This window comes from Dactylosporangium sp. CA-052675, assembly GCF_050947935.1.
Classification (GTDB): Bacteria; Actinomycetota; Actinomycetes; order Mycobacteriales; family Micromonosporaceae; genus Dactylosporangium.
Window position 1 is genome coordinate 9,170,168 of record NZ_CP192010.1, and the last position, 14,247, is coordinate 9,184,414.

Genomic DNA, 14,247 nt, shown 5'->3' on the forward strand with positions numbered 1-14,247 from the left:
CGTTGAGCACCGTCGAATTCCGCGGGTTCGGGTGGCGGCACGCCGGGCGCAAGGCCTGGGCGGTCCGCCACCTCGACCTGCGCATCGAGCACGGCGAGCGGGTCCTGCTGCTCGGCGCCTCCGGGGCCGGCAAGTCCACGCTGCTCGCCGCCCTCGCCGGCCTGCTCGCCGAGGACTCCGGCGAGCAGGAGGGCGAGGTCCTGGTCGACGGCCGGGACGCGCGCCGGCAGCGCAACACGACGGGGATCGTGTTCCAGGACCCGCAGACCCAGCTCGTGATGAGCCGGGCCGGCGACGACGTCGCGTTCGGCCTGGAGAACCGCGGCGTGCCCCGGGCCGCGATCTGGCCGCGGGTCGACGCCGCGCTGCACGCCGTCGGCTTCCCGTACGACCGCACCCGCAGCACCGCCGCGCTCTCCGGCGGCGAGCAGCAGCGGCTGGCCATCGCCGGCGTGATCGCGCTGCGGCCCGGGCTGCTGCTGCTCGACGAGCCGACCGCGAACCTCGATCCGCAGGGGGCGCAGCTGGTCCGTACCGCCATCGCCAAGGTCATCCAGGACCTCGACGCGACGCTGGTGCTGGTCGAGCACCGGGTCGACGAGGCCCTCCCCCTGGTCGACCGGACGATCGTGATCGGCGACGACCCCGACGCGGTCTGGAGCCCCGGCGCCCCGCTGCCGGTCCGCCGGGCGGCCACCGCCCCCGGCGAGGCGCTGCTCACCGCCGAGCGCCTGGCCCTGCCGCACACCGCCGCGGTCGTCGACGAGGAGGTGCGCGCCGGGCAGGCCCTCGCGGTCGAGGGACCGAACGGCGCCGGCAAGACGACCCTCGCGCTGCTGCTCGGCGGCCTGACGAAGCCGCGCAGCGGGCGGGTGACGGCCTCGGCCGCGCTGGCCGGGCGGGACGCGGGCCGCCCGCCGCACCGCTGGCGGGCGCGGAGCCTGGCCACGCGGATCGGCTCGGTGTTCCAGAACCCCGAGCACCAGTTCGTCACCGACACCGTCCGCGCGGAGCTGGCCCTCGGGGGCGCGTCCGAGGCGACGGTCGACGACCTGTTGCAGCGGCTGTACCTCGACCGCCTGGCCCTCGCCAACCCCTTCACGCTCTCCGGCGGCGAACAGCGCCGGCTCAGCGTCGCGACCGCGCTCGCCGCCGCGCCCCGGGTGCTGGTCCTGGACGAGCCGACGTTCGGGCAGGACCTGCGCACCTGGCGGGAGCTGGTGACCCTGCTCGCCGACCTGCGCGACGAGGGCCGGGCGCTGGTGCTGGTCACCCACGACCCGCAGCTCGTGGCCGCGATCGGCGACCGGCGGCTGGAGCTGCGCCGATGACCGGACCCTCACCGATGACCGGACCCTCACCGATGACCGAAGACTCGGCGATGACGGAACCCTCGCCGGTGCACGGGACGTGGCTCGGGCGGCGCGACGCGGTGGCCAAGCTGCTCGCCGCGCTGCTGGTGACCGCGGCCGTGGTCACCACCCTGGACCCGGTCGCCTCACTGACCGTCATCGGCGCGCTGCTGGTGCTGCTGCCGTTCACCGGGCTCGGCCTGGGCACGCTGTGGCGGCGGGGCTGGCCGATCCTGGTCTCCGCGGCCGGCATCTTCGGCTTCACCGTGCTGCTCGGGGCCCAGGACTCGCCGGTCGTCGCGCACGTCGCCGGGCTCGACGTGCGCGAGAACGCGGTCGGCTACGCCCTGCGGCTGCTCGCCGTCGGGCTGCCGGGCTTCGTGGTGTTCGCGACCATCGACCCGACCGACCTCGCCGACTCGCTCGTCGCGCACCTGCGGGTCCCGCCCCGGTTCGCGATCGGCGCCCTGGCCGCGCTGCGCCTGGCGCCGCTGCTCGCCGGGGAGTACCGGCTGATCCGGCTCGCGCGGCGCGCCCGCGGTACCAAGGCCGGGCCCTTCTCCACGCTCTTCGGTCTGCTCGTCGCGGCCATCCGGCGCGGCATCCGGCTGGCGACCGCCATGGAGGCCCGCGGATTCGACCGGGGCGAGCCGCGCACGATCGCCCGGGATACCCGATTCGGGTGGATGGATGCCCTGGTCGTGGCCCTCGGTTTGGCCCTCGCGGCAACCGTGATCATGCTGAAGTTCGCGCGGACATAGGCGTATCGCTACCTGTTGTTCGCTCCCGGGGTCGAGGGTCGGCGGCGAGGACCATCCAACCCAGCTGAGGAGCCTTCATGGGCCACGGCCACGGCCACCACCATCACCACGAGGACATGCCGCAGGCGGCCGGCGACGTCCCCGCGGTGCTCGACGCGTCGATCCCGGACAGCGAGCTCTCGCCCGGCGACGTCTCCCGCCGCGGGTTCCTTCGCCGCGCGGGTCTGCTCGGCGCGGCCGCCGCCGCGGGCGGCGCGCTGGCGAACGCCGGCGTCGCGCACGCGCACGGCGACGACGACCACAACCACGACTTCGACGGCTGGGACCGCCACGGCCACAGCCGCCCGTCGAACAACAACTTCAAGTGGCTGGCGGGCGACCACCACATCCACACCCAGTTCTCCAGCGACGGCATGTACCGGGTCGACGACCACGTGAAGCACGCCTCCGCCTTCGGCCTGGACTGGATGGTCATCACCGACCACGGCACCGTCCAGCACTCGAAGATCGGCGTCGACAAGGTCAACCCGCTCATCCGCGGGGCCCGCGACGACTACAAGGACATGCTGGTCTTCCAGGGCCTGGAGTGGAACATCCCGGCCGCCGAGCACGGCACGGTCTTCGTGCACCCGGGCGCCAACGAGGTCGCGGTCCTCAAGGAGTTCGAGGGCACCTTCGACGGCTCGGTGCAGGGCGCGGTCAACCCGGCCAACGTCACCGAGGCCCTCGCGGTCGCCGGCATCAAGTTCCTCGGCGACCAGGTCGCCAAGCGGCGGGTCCAGGACGCGCTGTTCCTGGCCAACCACCCGGCCCGCAACGGCATCGACTCGCCCCACGAGATCCGCAACTGGCGCGACGCCAACCCGCAGATCGCCATCGGCTTCGAGGGCGCCCCCGGCCACCAGGCCGCCGGCATCGCCAAGCCGCTCGGCGGCGGCGCGGGCCGCGGCTTCTACGAGAACGCCCCCAACGCGAACTCGTTCGCCGGCTACCCGCCGGAGAGCTACCGCACCTGGGGCGGCTTCGACTGGATGACCTCCACCGTCGGCGGCCTCTGGGACAGCCTCCTGGCCGAGGGCAAGGCGTGGTGGATCACCGCGAACTCGGACTCGCACGTCGTCTACGAGGAGACGTCGAAGCGCCCCGACAACACGGACTTCGCCACCAACGGCTACCACTTCGACCCGGTGTACGGCCAGCCGGCCAACCTCACCCCCGGTGACTTCTGGCCCGGCTACTACAGCCGCACCCACGTCGGCTCGAGCAACTTCAGCTACGCGGCGGTCATGGCCGGCCTGCGCGCCGGTCGCGTGTGGGTCGACCACGGCCACCTGATCGACGGCCTCGACGTGCAGGTGCGCGTCAAGGGCTCGCCGGTCGGCACCACCCTGGGCGGCGCGCTGCAGCTGCGCCGCGGCCAGCGCGCCGAGCTGGTCATCAGGATCGCGCTGGCCGACAAGGCGAACTGGGCGAACTTCGTGCCCAAGCTGGCCCGCGTCGACGTCATCCGCGGTGCCGTCAAGGGCGCCGTGTCCGACAAGGACACGTTCAAGGCCCCCGACACCAAGGTCGTCAAGTCCTTCGAGGTGACCCAGTCCAAGGGCACCGTGTCGTTCACCTACGACCTGGGCGTGGCCGACGAGCCGTTCTACGTCCGCGTGCGCGGCACCGACGGCAACCGCACCGCCCCCGGCTACCTGGGCGCGGCGATCGACCCGGCCGGCCCGGCGATCGACGTGCTCGGCGACGCCGACCCGTGGAAGGACCTCTGGTTCTACGCGAACCCGATCTGGGTCCTCCCCCGGTAATGCGGTTCCCCGACGTCCAGGCGGCCGACCATCACATCCTGACGGCCGGCCGCCCCGCGTTCACGTACTTCTCCGGCGGCCAGGTCGCCGTCGGCGCCAGCGAGGCGGAGCAGCCCCCGGAGGGGGCTCGTCAGGTGGTGTTCGAGGGCCACGAGGGGCTCAAGGGCACCATCGCGGTGTCGGCGATCATCGCCGGCTCGGCGATCGAGAAGGTCGTGATCCTCGGCGGCATGACGGCGGTACCGGAGATGCTCGTGGACACCCGCGACTTCGTCCGGCCGATCTGGCGCGACGGCGTGCTGACGCTCGTCACCCAGTTCGGCCGGGGCGGGGTCCTGGTGCCCTTCGAGCCGCCGAACAACCGCCCCTGCTGCGCGGATCACTGAACAACGGACCGGTCAGGGGCCCGCTGGGATTCCAGCGGGCCCCGGCTAGTCTCGGGGCATGCCCAGGGACCGGATCGACGAGGCGGCCGAGAAGGTCGTGCGGGCGGTCACCGGCGCGCAGGCCCGGCGCTTCGCCGCCGCCGGCCCGGCCCTCATCGCCCCAGCCGCCGACCGGCTGCGCGACGCGCTCATCGCCCTCGGGGACATCGCAAAGGACTGAAGATGCTGCAGCGGTACGACGAACGCAACGCCGAGCTCAAGTACTGGGTCAACGGCACGCTCCGGCACCGGGACGAGCCGGGCGTCTCCCCTTTCGACTCCGTCGTGCAGGGCGGCGACGCGGTGTGGGAGGGGCTGCGGCTGTACGACGGCGGCATCTACGGCATGCACGAGCACCTGGCGCGACTGCGGCGCTCGGCGGTCTCGCTCGGCTTCGAGGGCGTCCCCGCCGACGCCGAGATCATCGCGGCCCTGCGCGAGACCCTGGCCGCCAACGACATGCGCGACGGGGTGCACGTCCGGCTCACCCTGACCCGCGGCGTGAAGGTCACCAGCGGCATGGACCCGCGGCTCAACCGCTCCGGCTGCACGCTGATCGTGCTCGCCGAGTTCAAGGCCCCGGTGTACGACACCGGCGGCCTCACCCTCGTCACCAGCAGCGTCCGCCGGCCCTCCCCGGACGTGCTCGACCCGCGCATCCACCACAACAACCTGCTCAACTCGATCCTGGCCAAGCTCGAGGCGAACGTGGCCGGGGCCGACGACGCGATGATGCTCGACGCGCGCGGCTTCGTCGCCGAGACCAACGCCACCCACCTGTTCGCGGTCGCCGGCGGCGAGCTGCTGACCCCGCGCGCGATCGCCTGCCCGGAGGGCATCACCCGCGACACCGTCCTGCGCATCGCGCCGCTGCCGGTGCGGGAGCGGGACCTGGCGCAGGTGGAGATGTACACCGCCGACGAGGTCTTCTGCACCGGCACCATGGGCGAGATCGCCGGCGTGGTCGCCATCGACGGCCGCCCCGTCGGCGACGGCAAGGTGGGCCCGGTGACCCGGCAGATCGCCGAGCTGTACCGCACCCACGCCCGCGCCCATGCCGTCGCCCTCTGAGTTCGAGGCCCTCGTCGGCCCGCTGCGCCCGCAGCTGCGCGCGCACTGCTACCGCCTGCTCGGCAGCGTCGAGGACGCCGAGGACGCCGTGCAGGAGACCCTGCTGCGGGCCTGGAAGAGCGCCGGGCGCTACGACGCCGGGTCGGTGCGGGCGTGGGTGTTCACCATCGCGACCAACCGCTGCCTGACGATGCTCAAGGGCCGCCGGTCCATGCAGTGGCCCGAGCCGCTGCCCACGCCGGCCGCCGAGGCGACCGTGGTCGCGCGGGAGGGCATCGAGCTCGCGTTCGTGGCCGCGCTGCAGCGCCTCACGCCCCGCCAGCGCGCGGTGCTGCTGCTGCGCAACCTGCTCGGCTTCAGCGCGGCCGAGACGGCGCAGATGCTCGGCACCTCGGTCGCGTCCGTGAACAGCGCCCTGCAGCGGGCCAAGCGCGTCGAGCCGGCCGGCACCTCGATCGACACCGCGATCGACGACAAGATCGACGACAAGATCGACGACACGATCGACGACACGATCCGCGAGCAGGCGGCCCGCTACGCGCGGGCGTGGGAGTCCGGCGACCCCGACGCGATCATCGCGATGCTGACCGAGGACGCGCGCTACTCGATGCCGCCGCTGCCGGAGCGCTACACGGGCCGCGGCGCGATCCGGTCGTTCCTGCTCCGCGGGCCGCTGCGCACCGGCTGGCGGTTCCTGCCCACCAGCGCCAACGGGCAGCTCGCGTTCGGCACCTACCGCCTGGTCGACGGCGCCTGGGTGCCGGGCGGGCTCGACGTGCTGCGCTTCTCGGGCGGGCTGGTGGCCGAGGTCGTCTCCTTCCTCGAGGCCGACCTCACCGCGTTCGGCCTGCCCGCAGCGCCGCCGTAGCCAGCTCCTCGTACAGCGGCCGGGCCCGCGCCACGAGCGGCTCCAGGTGGGCGGGGACCTCGGCGGGCCGCGGGTCGTAGGGCGCGAAGCCGGTGGAGCGTTCGACGGCGGCGTACCAGTACGGCGCCCACACCCCGTCCGTGTCGCGCCGCCCGGCCGGCCAGGCCAGCATCGCCGGGTCCCAGGCCAGGCCGAGCGCCGCGCACAGGGCGCCCAGCGTGCCGGCCGGGTCGCGCAGCACGTCGGCGGCGTCGACCACCGGGCCGCCGTACGCCCGGAAGATCTCGACCTGCTGCGGGTACCCGAGATCCTCGAGCGTCGGCTCCCCCCGCACCTTGGCGTAGGACGCGACCACGTGGGCCGGGTCGCGGATCAGGAACGCGTTGCTCACCTCCGCCAGCCAGTCCCGCCCGATCATCGGCAGCAGGTGGTGGGTCATGTGCTTCTGGTAGAACACCGCGGCGTCCACGGGCGCGAGCAGCCCGGCGACCGCGTCCGGCCAGCGCCGGGGCTGGGAGGCGAGGATCTCCTCGCGGCCCGGATGGTCGAGCCCGGTCTCGGCCAGATAGTGCGCGTACAGCGGCTCGTCGACGACCACGGTGTCGGGCCGCGCGCCGAAGCTGCGCATCATCGCCGTGGAGATGTTGCGGGGGCCTGACCACATCGCGACTCGCACCGTCATGGTCCACGAGGGTAACCCACGTGCCGTTCCGCCCGTTTTACTCGCGAATAGCACGAAATCCTGGCGCGCGTCGATGCGATCCACTCGGCGTCGCGGCGCTTACTGTCGAGGACGGAGCCTTACCGAGCGTCCGCCCCGCCACCAGGCTTTCTTGGAGACCGACGACGAACCATGCTGCGCGGGAAGAAAGGGGCCGGTCGATGGACCTGCTGATCGACGTGCGAGTGGCGAGGCGCGACTCGGGCGCGACGCTGGACCGCACGGTCCGGCTGCGGGCCGACCCGGGTGGCGCGGTGGCCGACCTGATCGCCGCGCTGCTGGGCCTGCTCGACCCGGCCGAGCGGCCGCAGCAGACCACGTGGGCCTGGCTCGCGCGCACCGGCCGCCGCCTCGACCCGAACCGCCCGCTCGGCGACCAGGGGCTGCGCTGCGGCGACATGGTCCTGCTGGCCCCGCCCGAGCAGCGCCCCGAGCGGCCGCCGCGGGCCGAGGAGCACCGCTTCGAGCTGCTGGTCCTGGCCGGCCCGGACGCCGGGATCTGGGTGCCACTGCCGCCGGGCGAGTTCGTCCTGGGCACCGACCCGGCGAGCGACCTCGTGCTCACCGACCCGACGGCCGGGCGGCGCCACCTGCACCTGGGCATCGGCAGCCACGAGGTGGCGGCCACGGACCTGCGCTCGCCGGGCGGCACCCGGCTGGACGGGGAGCCGCTGACCGGGACGGTGACGCTGACCGGCGGGCAGCTGCTGCGGCTCGGGGCCACGCTCGTCACGGTCGAGGAGGTCCCCGCGGAGGCGCCCGCGCCCAAGGGGCCCCCGCCCGCCGTGTGGCTGCCGGTCGTACCGCAACCGCCGAAACGGCGCCGTCTGACGCTGCGCCGCCGGGCCGCCGACCCCGCCGCCGAGTTCGAGGCCGCCATGGACCGGGCCGAGGCGGACGCGGCCATCAAGCATCGGGCCGTCGTGCAGGCGCGCCGGGCCGAGGCGCCCAGCGTGGCCCACCTGGCCCGGGCCGCCGACCGGCAGGAGAAGCCGGCCCGCCGCCCCGACGACCGGGACTTCCTCACGCTGCGGATCGCCACCGCCGACCAGCCGAGCCGGCTGCGCTTCGAGCAGGCGCCGACCACCGGGGACTTCGACCCCGCGCACACCGAACGGATCAGTGAGCTGCGGCAGCGGTACGCGACCGACCCCGACGTCCCCGTGGAGGTCGACCTGCGCACCCTCGGGGCCCTCGGCGCGCACGGCGACGAGGAGACCCGCCGGGCGGTGCTGCGCTCCTGGGTGGTGCAGCTGGCCACCCTCGCCGGCCCGAACGACCTGGCCCTCGTCGTGCTCGCCACCCCCGAGGAGGCCGAGCACTGGCGCTGGACCGGCTGGCTGCCGCACACCCGCACGCTGACCGCGGCCTTCGCGCCCGGCGCCCGCACCGTCGCGGCCCAGGAGGACGACCGCCGGCGGGTGCTCGCCCTGGTCGAGGCGCTGCTGCGGCAGCGGCGGCTGGGCCGGCACGCGATCGCCGAGCAGTTCGTCCCGCACGTGGTGGTGGTGCTGCCGGACGCCGATTCCGTGCCGCCCGAGGCCCTCGCCCGCCTGGTCGAGGACGGTCCCCGGGGCGGGATCAGCCTGCTCACGGCGGCCGGGAGCGCCCGCGCGCTGCCGCCCGGCGTGGTGGCGCTGGAGGGCGACGGGATCAACGCGGCGGTCGCCGACCGGGTCGCGCACGCCCTGGCCGCCAACCGGGACGCGGCCGGCGGCGCGGCGCCGCGGATCGCGCCGCTCGGCGAGGTCCTCGGCCTCGGCGGGGAGCCGGCCCCGAGCGCGATCGTGAAGCGCTGGGTGCCCTCCACCCGCGACCGTGGCCTGGCCGCCCCCATCGGCTTCGGCGGCACCGGCCCGCTCGTGGTCGACCTGCGCCGCGACGGCCCCAACGGCATCATCGTGGGCGCGCCGGGCTCGGGCCGGGCCTGGCTGCTGCGCTCCTACCTGGCCGCGCTGGCCGCGACCTACCCGGCCAACCGGCTCACCTTCGTGCTCGTGGACGCCGCCGGCACCACGTTCGCCGAGTGCGCCGAGCTCCCGCACACCGTCGGGCTGTTCACCGGGGACGACGGCTACATGGCCCGGCGGATCCTGGTCTCGCTCGGCGCCGAGGTGCGCCGGCGGGAGGGGGTGCTGCGCCGGCACGGGGTCAAGGACATCGTCGAGATGGAGCGCAAGCACCCGGCCGCGGCCCCGGCCAACCTGCTCATCGTCGTCGCCGAGTTCACGACCGCGCCGCCCGAGTTCGTCACCGGGCTGCGGGAGCTGGCGCGGCGCGGGCGCTCGGCCGGAGTACACCTGCTGCTGTCCACGGCGTATCCGCACGGCGCCGTCGACGACGACCTGCGCGCCGAGGCGCCGCTGCGCATCGCGCTGCGCGTCGAGGAGGAGCAGGACAGCCTGGAGGTGCTGGAGCGCCCCGACGCCGCCCATCTCTCCCCGCTGCTGCCCGGCCGCGCGTTCGTGCGCACGGTGACGTCGGACCCGGACGCGGTGCAGATCGCGTACGGCGGGGCCCGCTCCCCCGCCGACCGCTCGGCCGGCCCGACCCTGGTCACCGAGTGGCGCTTCGAGTCCGGCCTGCACACCCCGGTGCCCGACCTGCAGGAGCCGGCCGCCTCGGTCCCCCCGCCCGCGCCGGCCGACGACGGCGAGGTCACCGACCTGCGGCGCCTGGTCGCGGCCATCTCCGCGGCGCACCGGGAGGCGCGGGTGCCCGACCAGCCCAGGGCCTGGCACGCCCCGCTGGAGGCCACCTACGACCTCGACGCGCTGCCGGAGCCGCCCGAGACCGGCCGCGACGCCTTCGCCGCCCCGATCGGGATGGTGGACCTGCCCAACTCCCAGGCGGTGCAGGTCTGGCCGCTGGACCTCGACGAGCTCGGCCACCTGCTCGTCTTCGGCCCTCCGGGTGCGGGCAAGACGACGCTGCTGGACACGGTGACGGCCGCGTTCGCCCGGCGCTACGACGCCTCGGCGCTGCGGGTGTACCGCGTCGACGGCACCGACGTCCCGTCCGCCGCGAAGCTGCTGGGCACGATCCGCGGCCTCGTGGCCGAGCGGGCCGCGCTGGCCGAGCCGGACGAGGCCGCGGATCCTGCCCGTGTCCTCGTCCTCGTCGACGGCCACGACCCGCTGCTGAACGAGGCGCTGACCGCCGTCGCGGCGGACGGCAAGGCGGTCGGCGTGCATCTGCTCCTCGCGACCGAGCAGCGCAGCGCCGTGCCGACGTCCCTGTCCCGGCTGATGCCCGGCCGGATCGTGCTGCGCTCGGCGGGCCGCGGCGTCGTGGAGAGCACCGTGGAGCTGCAGATCGCCATGGCGGGGCCGGCCGCCCGTTCGGGTGACGTCGTCACCCCGGCACCGGCCGCGCACACCGGGGCGAAAACCCGAGGGACCGCGAAAACCACAACTCCTGCACAACGCCCCCGCCAGTTGCAGCTGGAGGTCTGAGTACGCTGAAGCATCGTGCAGCACAATCCTGGTGAGTACCGTGCGGGCTTCGCCTGCTTCGTCGGCCGTCCCAACGCCGGCAAGTCGACGCTGACCAACGCCATCGTCGGTCAGAAGATCGCGATCACGTCGCCGAAGCCCCAGACCACCCGGCACACCGTGCGCGGCGTGGTCCACCGGCCCGACTCCCAGCTCGTGCTCGTGGACACGCCCGGGCTGCACCGCCCGCGCACGCTGCTCGGCGAGCGCCTCAACGACCTCGTGCGCTCCACCTGGAGCGAGGTGGACGTGATCGGCCTGTGCCTGCCCGCGGACGAGGAGATCGGCCGCGGCGACCGGTTCATCAGCGGCGAGATCGCCGAGCTCAAGGCGACCCTCGTCGCGGTCGTGACGAAGACCGACCTGGTGGACCGCGCGACGCTGGCCAAGCGCCTGCTGGCCGTGCAGGAGCTCGGCGAGTTCGCCGACATCGTCCCGGTGAGCGCCGTCTCCGGCGAGCAGGTCGGGACCCTGGTCGACGTGATGATCTCGCACCTGCCCCGCTCGCCCCAGCTGTACCCGGACGGCATGCTCACCGACGAGCCCGAGCAGATCCTCATGGCCGAGCTCATCCGCGAGGCGGCCCTGGACGGGGTCCGCGACGAGCTGCCGCACTCGATCGCCGTGCTCGTCGAGGAGGTCCTGCCGGAGGACGGCCTGACCCGCATCTTCGCCGACATCTACGTGGAGCGCTCCAGCCAGAAGGCGATCGTCATCGGCCACCAGGCGAGCCGCCTCAAGGAGGTCGGCACCCGCGCCCGGCGGGAGATCGAGGACCTGATCGGCGGCCGGGTCTACCTCGACCTGCACGTGCGCGTGGCCAAGGACTGGCAGCGCGACCCGAAGCAGCTGCGCCGCCTGGGCTTCTGATGGCTCCGCGCCCGTCTCGCGCCACCGCACCCCGCACGGCGGCCTCCCCCGCACCCCGCACGGCGGCCTCCCCCGCACCCCGAACGGCGGCCTCCCCCGGACCCCGCACGGTTGCGGACTCCGCCGCGCCTCGCGTGGCGGCCGGTGCTGCGGCCCGTGTGCCGGGCGGCGCGGCGGTGCCCGAGGGGCGCCGCTGATGTCCGGGGGTGGCTCGGGGTTCCGGGGGAAGCTCTATCGCGACGACGCCGTGGTGCTGCGGGTGCAGAAGCTGGGCGAGTCGGACCGCATCATCACGCTGTTCACGCGGCACCACGGCCGCATCCGGGCCGTCGCGAAGGGTGTGCGCCGCACCACCTCGAAGTTCGGGGGGCGGCTGGAGCCGTTCGGGCACGTGGACGTACAGCTGCTGGAGGGCCGGACCCTCGACGTGATCAGCCAGGTGGAGGGCGTCGACCTGTTCGGGCGGCGGTTCCTGGACGACTACTCGCGGTACACGGTGGCCAGCGCCATCGCCGAGACCGCCGAGCGCCTCACGCCCGTCGAGCAGGAGCCGGCGCTGCGGCTGTTCCAGCTGACCCTCGGCGCCCTGCGCGCGCTGGCCGTGGCCGAGCACGCGTGCAGCCTCGTGCTGGACGCGTACCTGCTGCGGGCCATGAGCTCGGCCGGCTGGGCCCCCGCGCTGCGCGAGTGCGCGGTCTGCGGCACGCCCGGCCCGCACCGTGGCTTCTCGATCGCGGCGGGCGGCGCGGTCTGCCCCGACTGCCGCCCGCCGGGCGCGGCCCACCCCGCCCCGGCGACGATCGACCTGATGACGGCGCTGGTCGAGGGCGACTGGACGGTCGCGGACGACGCGTCCCCGGTCCACCAGCGCGAGGCGAGCGGCCTGGTGGCGGCGCACCTGCAATGGCACCTGGAACGCTCCCTGCGCTCGCTCCCGCTGGTCGATCGCGAGGAGCGCCCCCGGCTCCCCTCGCAACCGGTCGGACGCACCGCCCCGGCCGGGCCGCGCGACGGGCCGCCCGGATCGCTCGCCCCGGCCGGGCCCCTCGACGGGCCGCCCGGATCGCTCGCCCCGGCGGAGCCGCTCGACGGCTCGGCCGGACCCCTTGGTCACGCTGGAAAGGAACGTCCGTGAGCAGGAACTTCCGCCCGCCGTCCGCGCACCCCACCGGTGCCCGCCCGCCGGCGCTGCCGAAGGAGGCCGTGCCGCAGCACGTGGCGATCATCATGGACGGCAACGGCCGCTGGGCCAAGGAGCGCGGCCTGCCCCGCACCGCGGGCCACACCGCCGGCGAGGCCGCCCTCTTCGACGTGATCGAGGGCGCGCTGGAGCTCGGCGTCAAGTACGTCAGCGCGTACGCCTTCTCGACCGAGAACTGGAAGCGCTCCCCGGACGAGGTCCGCTTCCTCATGAACTTCAACCGCGACGTGATCCACCGCCGCCGCGACGAGTTCCACGAGATGGGCATCCGCGTGCGCTGGGCCGGCCGCCGCCCGAGGCTCTGGCGCTCGGTGATCAGCGAGCTCGAGTACGCCGAGCAGCTCACCCGCCACAACGACCTGCTCACGTTCACCATGTGCGTCAACTACGGCGGCCGCGCCGAGGTCGCCGACGCCGCGGCCCGCATCGCGGCGGACGTGAAGGCGGGGCGCCTGAAGGCCGACCGCATCACCGAGAAGACGTTCGCCCGCTACCTGGACGAGCCCGACCTGCCGGACGTGGACCTGATGATCCGCAGCTCGGGCGAGATGCGCACGTCGAACTTCATGATCTGGCAGGCCGCGTACGCCGAGTTCGTCTCGGTCGACGCCCTGTGGCCCGACTTCGATCGCCGGCATCTCTGGTACGCCTGCGAGGTGTACGCGAAGCGCGACCGCCGCTTCGGAGGCGCCATCCCGAACCCGGTGGCCCCGACCCTGACGGCCTGAGCCACGCCGACGGGCCGGGCTCGCACACGGAGCCCGGGCTCGGGGCGCTTGAGACAGCGGCGGGGAAGGACCAGCCGTGATGCCGCTGCGCCGCACCTGGGCTCCGGGTTCCGGCGGGAGCGCGCCCGCATCGGACGCCGGCAGTGCCCTTGGCGATGGTGAGCAGCCGCATCGGCGACGACCCTGAGGCCGGGTTCTCCCGAAATGTCCGGCGCTGGCGCGCCGGACATTTCGCTTATTTCAGCATTTACCGGTTCGTGGGCGTCTGAGCAGGACCAGCACAGCGCGGCACGGGCCGTTACATCGTGAAATAAGCGAAAAGTCCGATCGCGGAGCGTCGGACTTTTCGGCACAGCGTCGAACGACCGCAACCGGCGTCACAAGACCCCAGCCCGGCGCCGCCGCCGAGGTGTCGCCCCGCCCTAGCCGGTGACGGTCGCGAAGACCCGTCGCGTCCCGCACCGCCAGCAGGAATCAGCGCCGCCGTCGAGGCATCGCCCCGTCCTCAGTCGGTGACGGTCGCGAAGACCGTCGCGTCCCGCACCGCCAGCAGGAATCAGCGCCGCCGTCGAGGCATCGCCCCGTCCTCAGTCGGTGACGGTCGCGAAGACCGTCGCGTCCGGTGCCGCCAGGTGGATCGGCGCCGCCGGTGAGACGTCGCGCACCGCCGCATGGCCGAGCGCATCCACCGTCGACGCCTCCGTCACCACCGCGGCCGCCTCCAGCTTCGTCGCCCCCGACGAGACCGCCGACGCCACCGCCAGCTGCAGGGCCGTGAGCGAGACCGACGGCAGCGCGACGGAGGCGGCGTTGTACGTGCGCCCGTCCTGATCGCGAACGGCGGCCCCCTCGACCGCCCCGATGCGGGCGCGGGCCGCGCGCGCCAGGGTCACCAGCTTGGCGTCCTCGGCGGACAGGTCAGACATCGGCGTGCTGCCTCTCGATGGT

13 protein-coding genes are annotated in these 14,247 nt (G+C 74.2%); 11 read left to right on the plus strand and 2 right to left on the minus strand.

What is annotated here, in order from left to right:
- Positions 1 to 2 precede the first annotated feature (2 nt).
- The 7 genes from ACQP1P_RS41115 (at position 3) to ACQP1P_RS41145 (ending at position 6,285) form a co-directional block, all read left to right on the plus strand.
- Positions 3 to 1,331 carry an ABC transporter ATP-binding protein gene (locus tag ACQP1P_RS41115; protein ID WP_433079774.1) on the plus strand — a complete coding sequence of 443 codons (1,329 nt, stop codon included), beginning with the start codon at positions 3 to 5 and terminating at the stop codon, positions 1,329 to 1,331.
- Between the two features lie 50 nt (positions 1,332 to 1,381).
- Positions 1,382 to 2,113, plus strand: coding sequence for an energy-coupling factor transporter transmembrane component T family protein (locus ACQP1P_RS41120; RefSeq protein WP_433079776.1), 732 nt, complete (start codon positions 1,382 to 1,384; stop codon positions 2,111 to 2,113).
- A gap of 77 nt (positions 2,114 to 2,190) precedes the next feature.
- Positions 2,191 to 3,921: a PHP domain-containing protein gene (locus ACQP1P_RS41125; RefSeq protein WP_433079778.1), complete on the plus strand. Its 1,731-nt coding sequence runs from the start codon at positions 2,191 to 2,193 to the stop codon at positions 3,919 to 3,921.
- A complete protein-coding gene (locus ACQP1P_RS41130; protein WP_433079779.1) occupies positions 3,921 to 4,307 on the plus strand; it encodes a hypothetical protein in 387 nt (128 codons plus the stop codon). The genes ACQP1P_RS41125 and ACQP1P_RS41130 overlap by 1 nt, the downstream gene beginning before the upstream one ends.
- Before the next feature lie 58 nt (positions 4,308 to 4,365).
- On the plus strand, positions 4,366 to 4,527 hold the full coding sequence (locus ACQP1P_RS41135) for a hypothetical protein (protein WP_433079781.1): 162 nt from the start codon (positions 4,366 to 4,368) through the stop codon (positions 4,525 to 4,527).
- 2 nt (positions 4,528 to 4,529) lie between these two features.
- Complete coding sequence (locus ACQP1P_RS41140) at positions 4,530 to 5,417, plus strand: aminotransferase class IV (protein WP_433079783.1); 888 nt, start codon at positions 4,530 to 4,532, stop codon at positions 5,415 to 5,417.
- Positions 5,401 to 6,285: a sigma-70 family RNA polymerase sigma factor gene (locus ACQP1P_RS41145; protein WP_433079785.1), complete on the plus strand. Its 885-nt coding sequence runs from the start codon at positions 5,401 to 5,403 to the stop codon at positions 6,283 to 6,285. Before ACQP1P_RS41140 ends, ACQP1P_RS41145 begins: the two co-directional genes overlap by 17 nt.
- Here ACQP1P_RS41145 and ACQP1P_RS41150 read toward each other — a convergent pair.
- Complete coding sequence (locus ACQP1P_RS41150; protein ID WP_433079787.1) at positions 6,251 to 6,967, minus strand: HAD family hydrolase; 717 nt, start codon at positions 6,965 to 6,967, stop codon at positions 6,251 to 6,253. The genes ACQP1P_RS41145 and ACQP1P_RS41150 overlap by 35 nt on opposite strands.
- 200 nt (positions 6,968 to 7,167) lie before the next feature.
- On the opposite strand from ACQP1P_RS41150, the gene ACQP1P_RS41155 reads away from it, so the two are divergent.
- From ACQP1P_RS41155 to ACQP1P_RS41170, 4 genes are all read left to right on the plus strand, one after another.
- Positions 7,168 to 10,461: an FtsK/SpoIIIE domain-containing protein gene (locus ACQP1P_RS41155; RefSeq protein ID WP_433079789.1), complete on the plus strand. Its 3,294-nt coding sequence runs from the start codon at positions 7,168 to 7,170 to the stop codon at positions 10,459 to 10,461.
- A gap of 15 nt (positions 10,462 to 10,476) precedes the next feature.
- Complete coding sequence (gene era / locus ACQP1P_RS41160; protein WP_433079791.1) at positions 10,477 to 11,370, plus strand: GTPase Era; 894 nt, start codon at positions 10,477 to 10,479, stop codon at positions 11,368 to 11,370.
- A 196-nt stretch (positions 11,371 to 11,566) separates the two neighbouring features.
- The gene (gene recO, locus ACQP1P_RS41165; protein WP_433079793.1) at positions 11,567 to 12,505 is read left to right on the plus strand and encodes a DNA repair protein RecO; all 939 of its coding nucleotides are present in this window, start codon (positions 11,567 to 11,569) and stop codon (positions 12,503 to 12,505) included.
- Positions 12,502 to 13,299 carry an isoprenyl transferase gene (locus ACQP1P_RS41170; protein ID WP_433079795.1) on the plus strand — a complete coding sequence of 266 codons (798 nt, stop codon included), beginning with the start codon at positions 12,502 to 12,504 and terminating at the stop codon, positions 13,297 to 13,299. The genes recO and ACQP1P_RS41170 overlap by 4 nt, the downstream gene beginning before the upstream one ends.
- Before the next feature lie 587 nt (positions 13,300 to 13,886).
- Here the strand turns inward: ACQP1P_RS41170 and ACQP1P_RS41175 are convergent.
- Positions 13,887 to 14,225, minus strand: coding sequence for a cytidine deaminase (locus ACQP1P_RS41175; protein ID WP_433079797.1), 339 nt, complete (start codon positions 14,223 to 14,225; stop codon positions 13,887 to 13,889).
- Between the last annotated feature and the right edge of the window lie 22 nt (positions 14,226 to 14,247).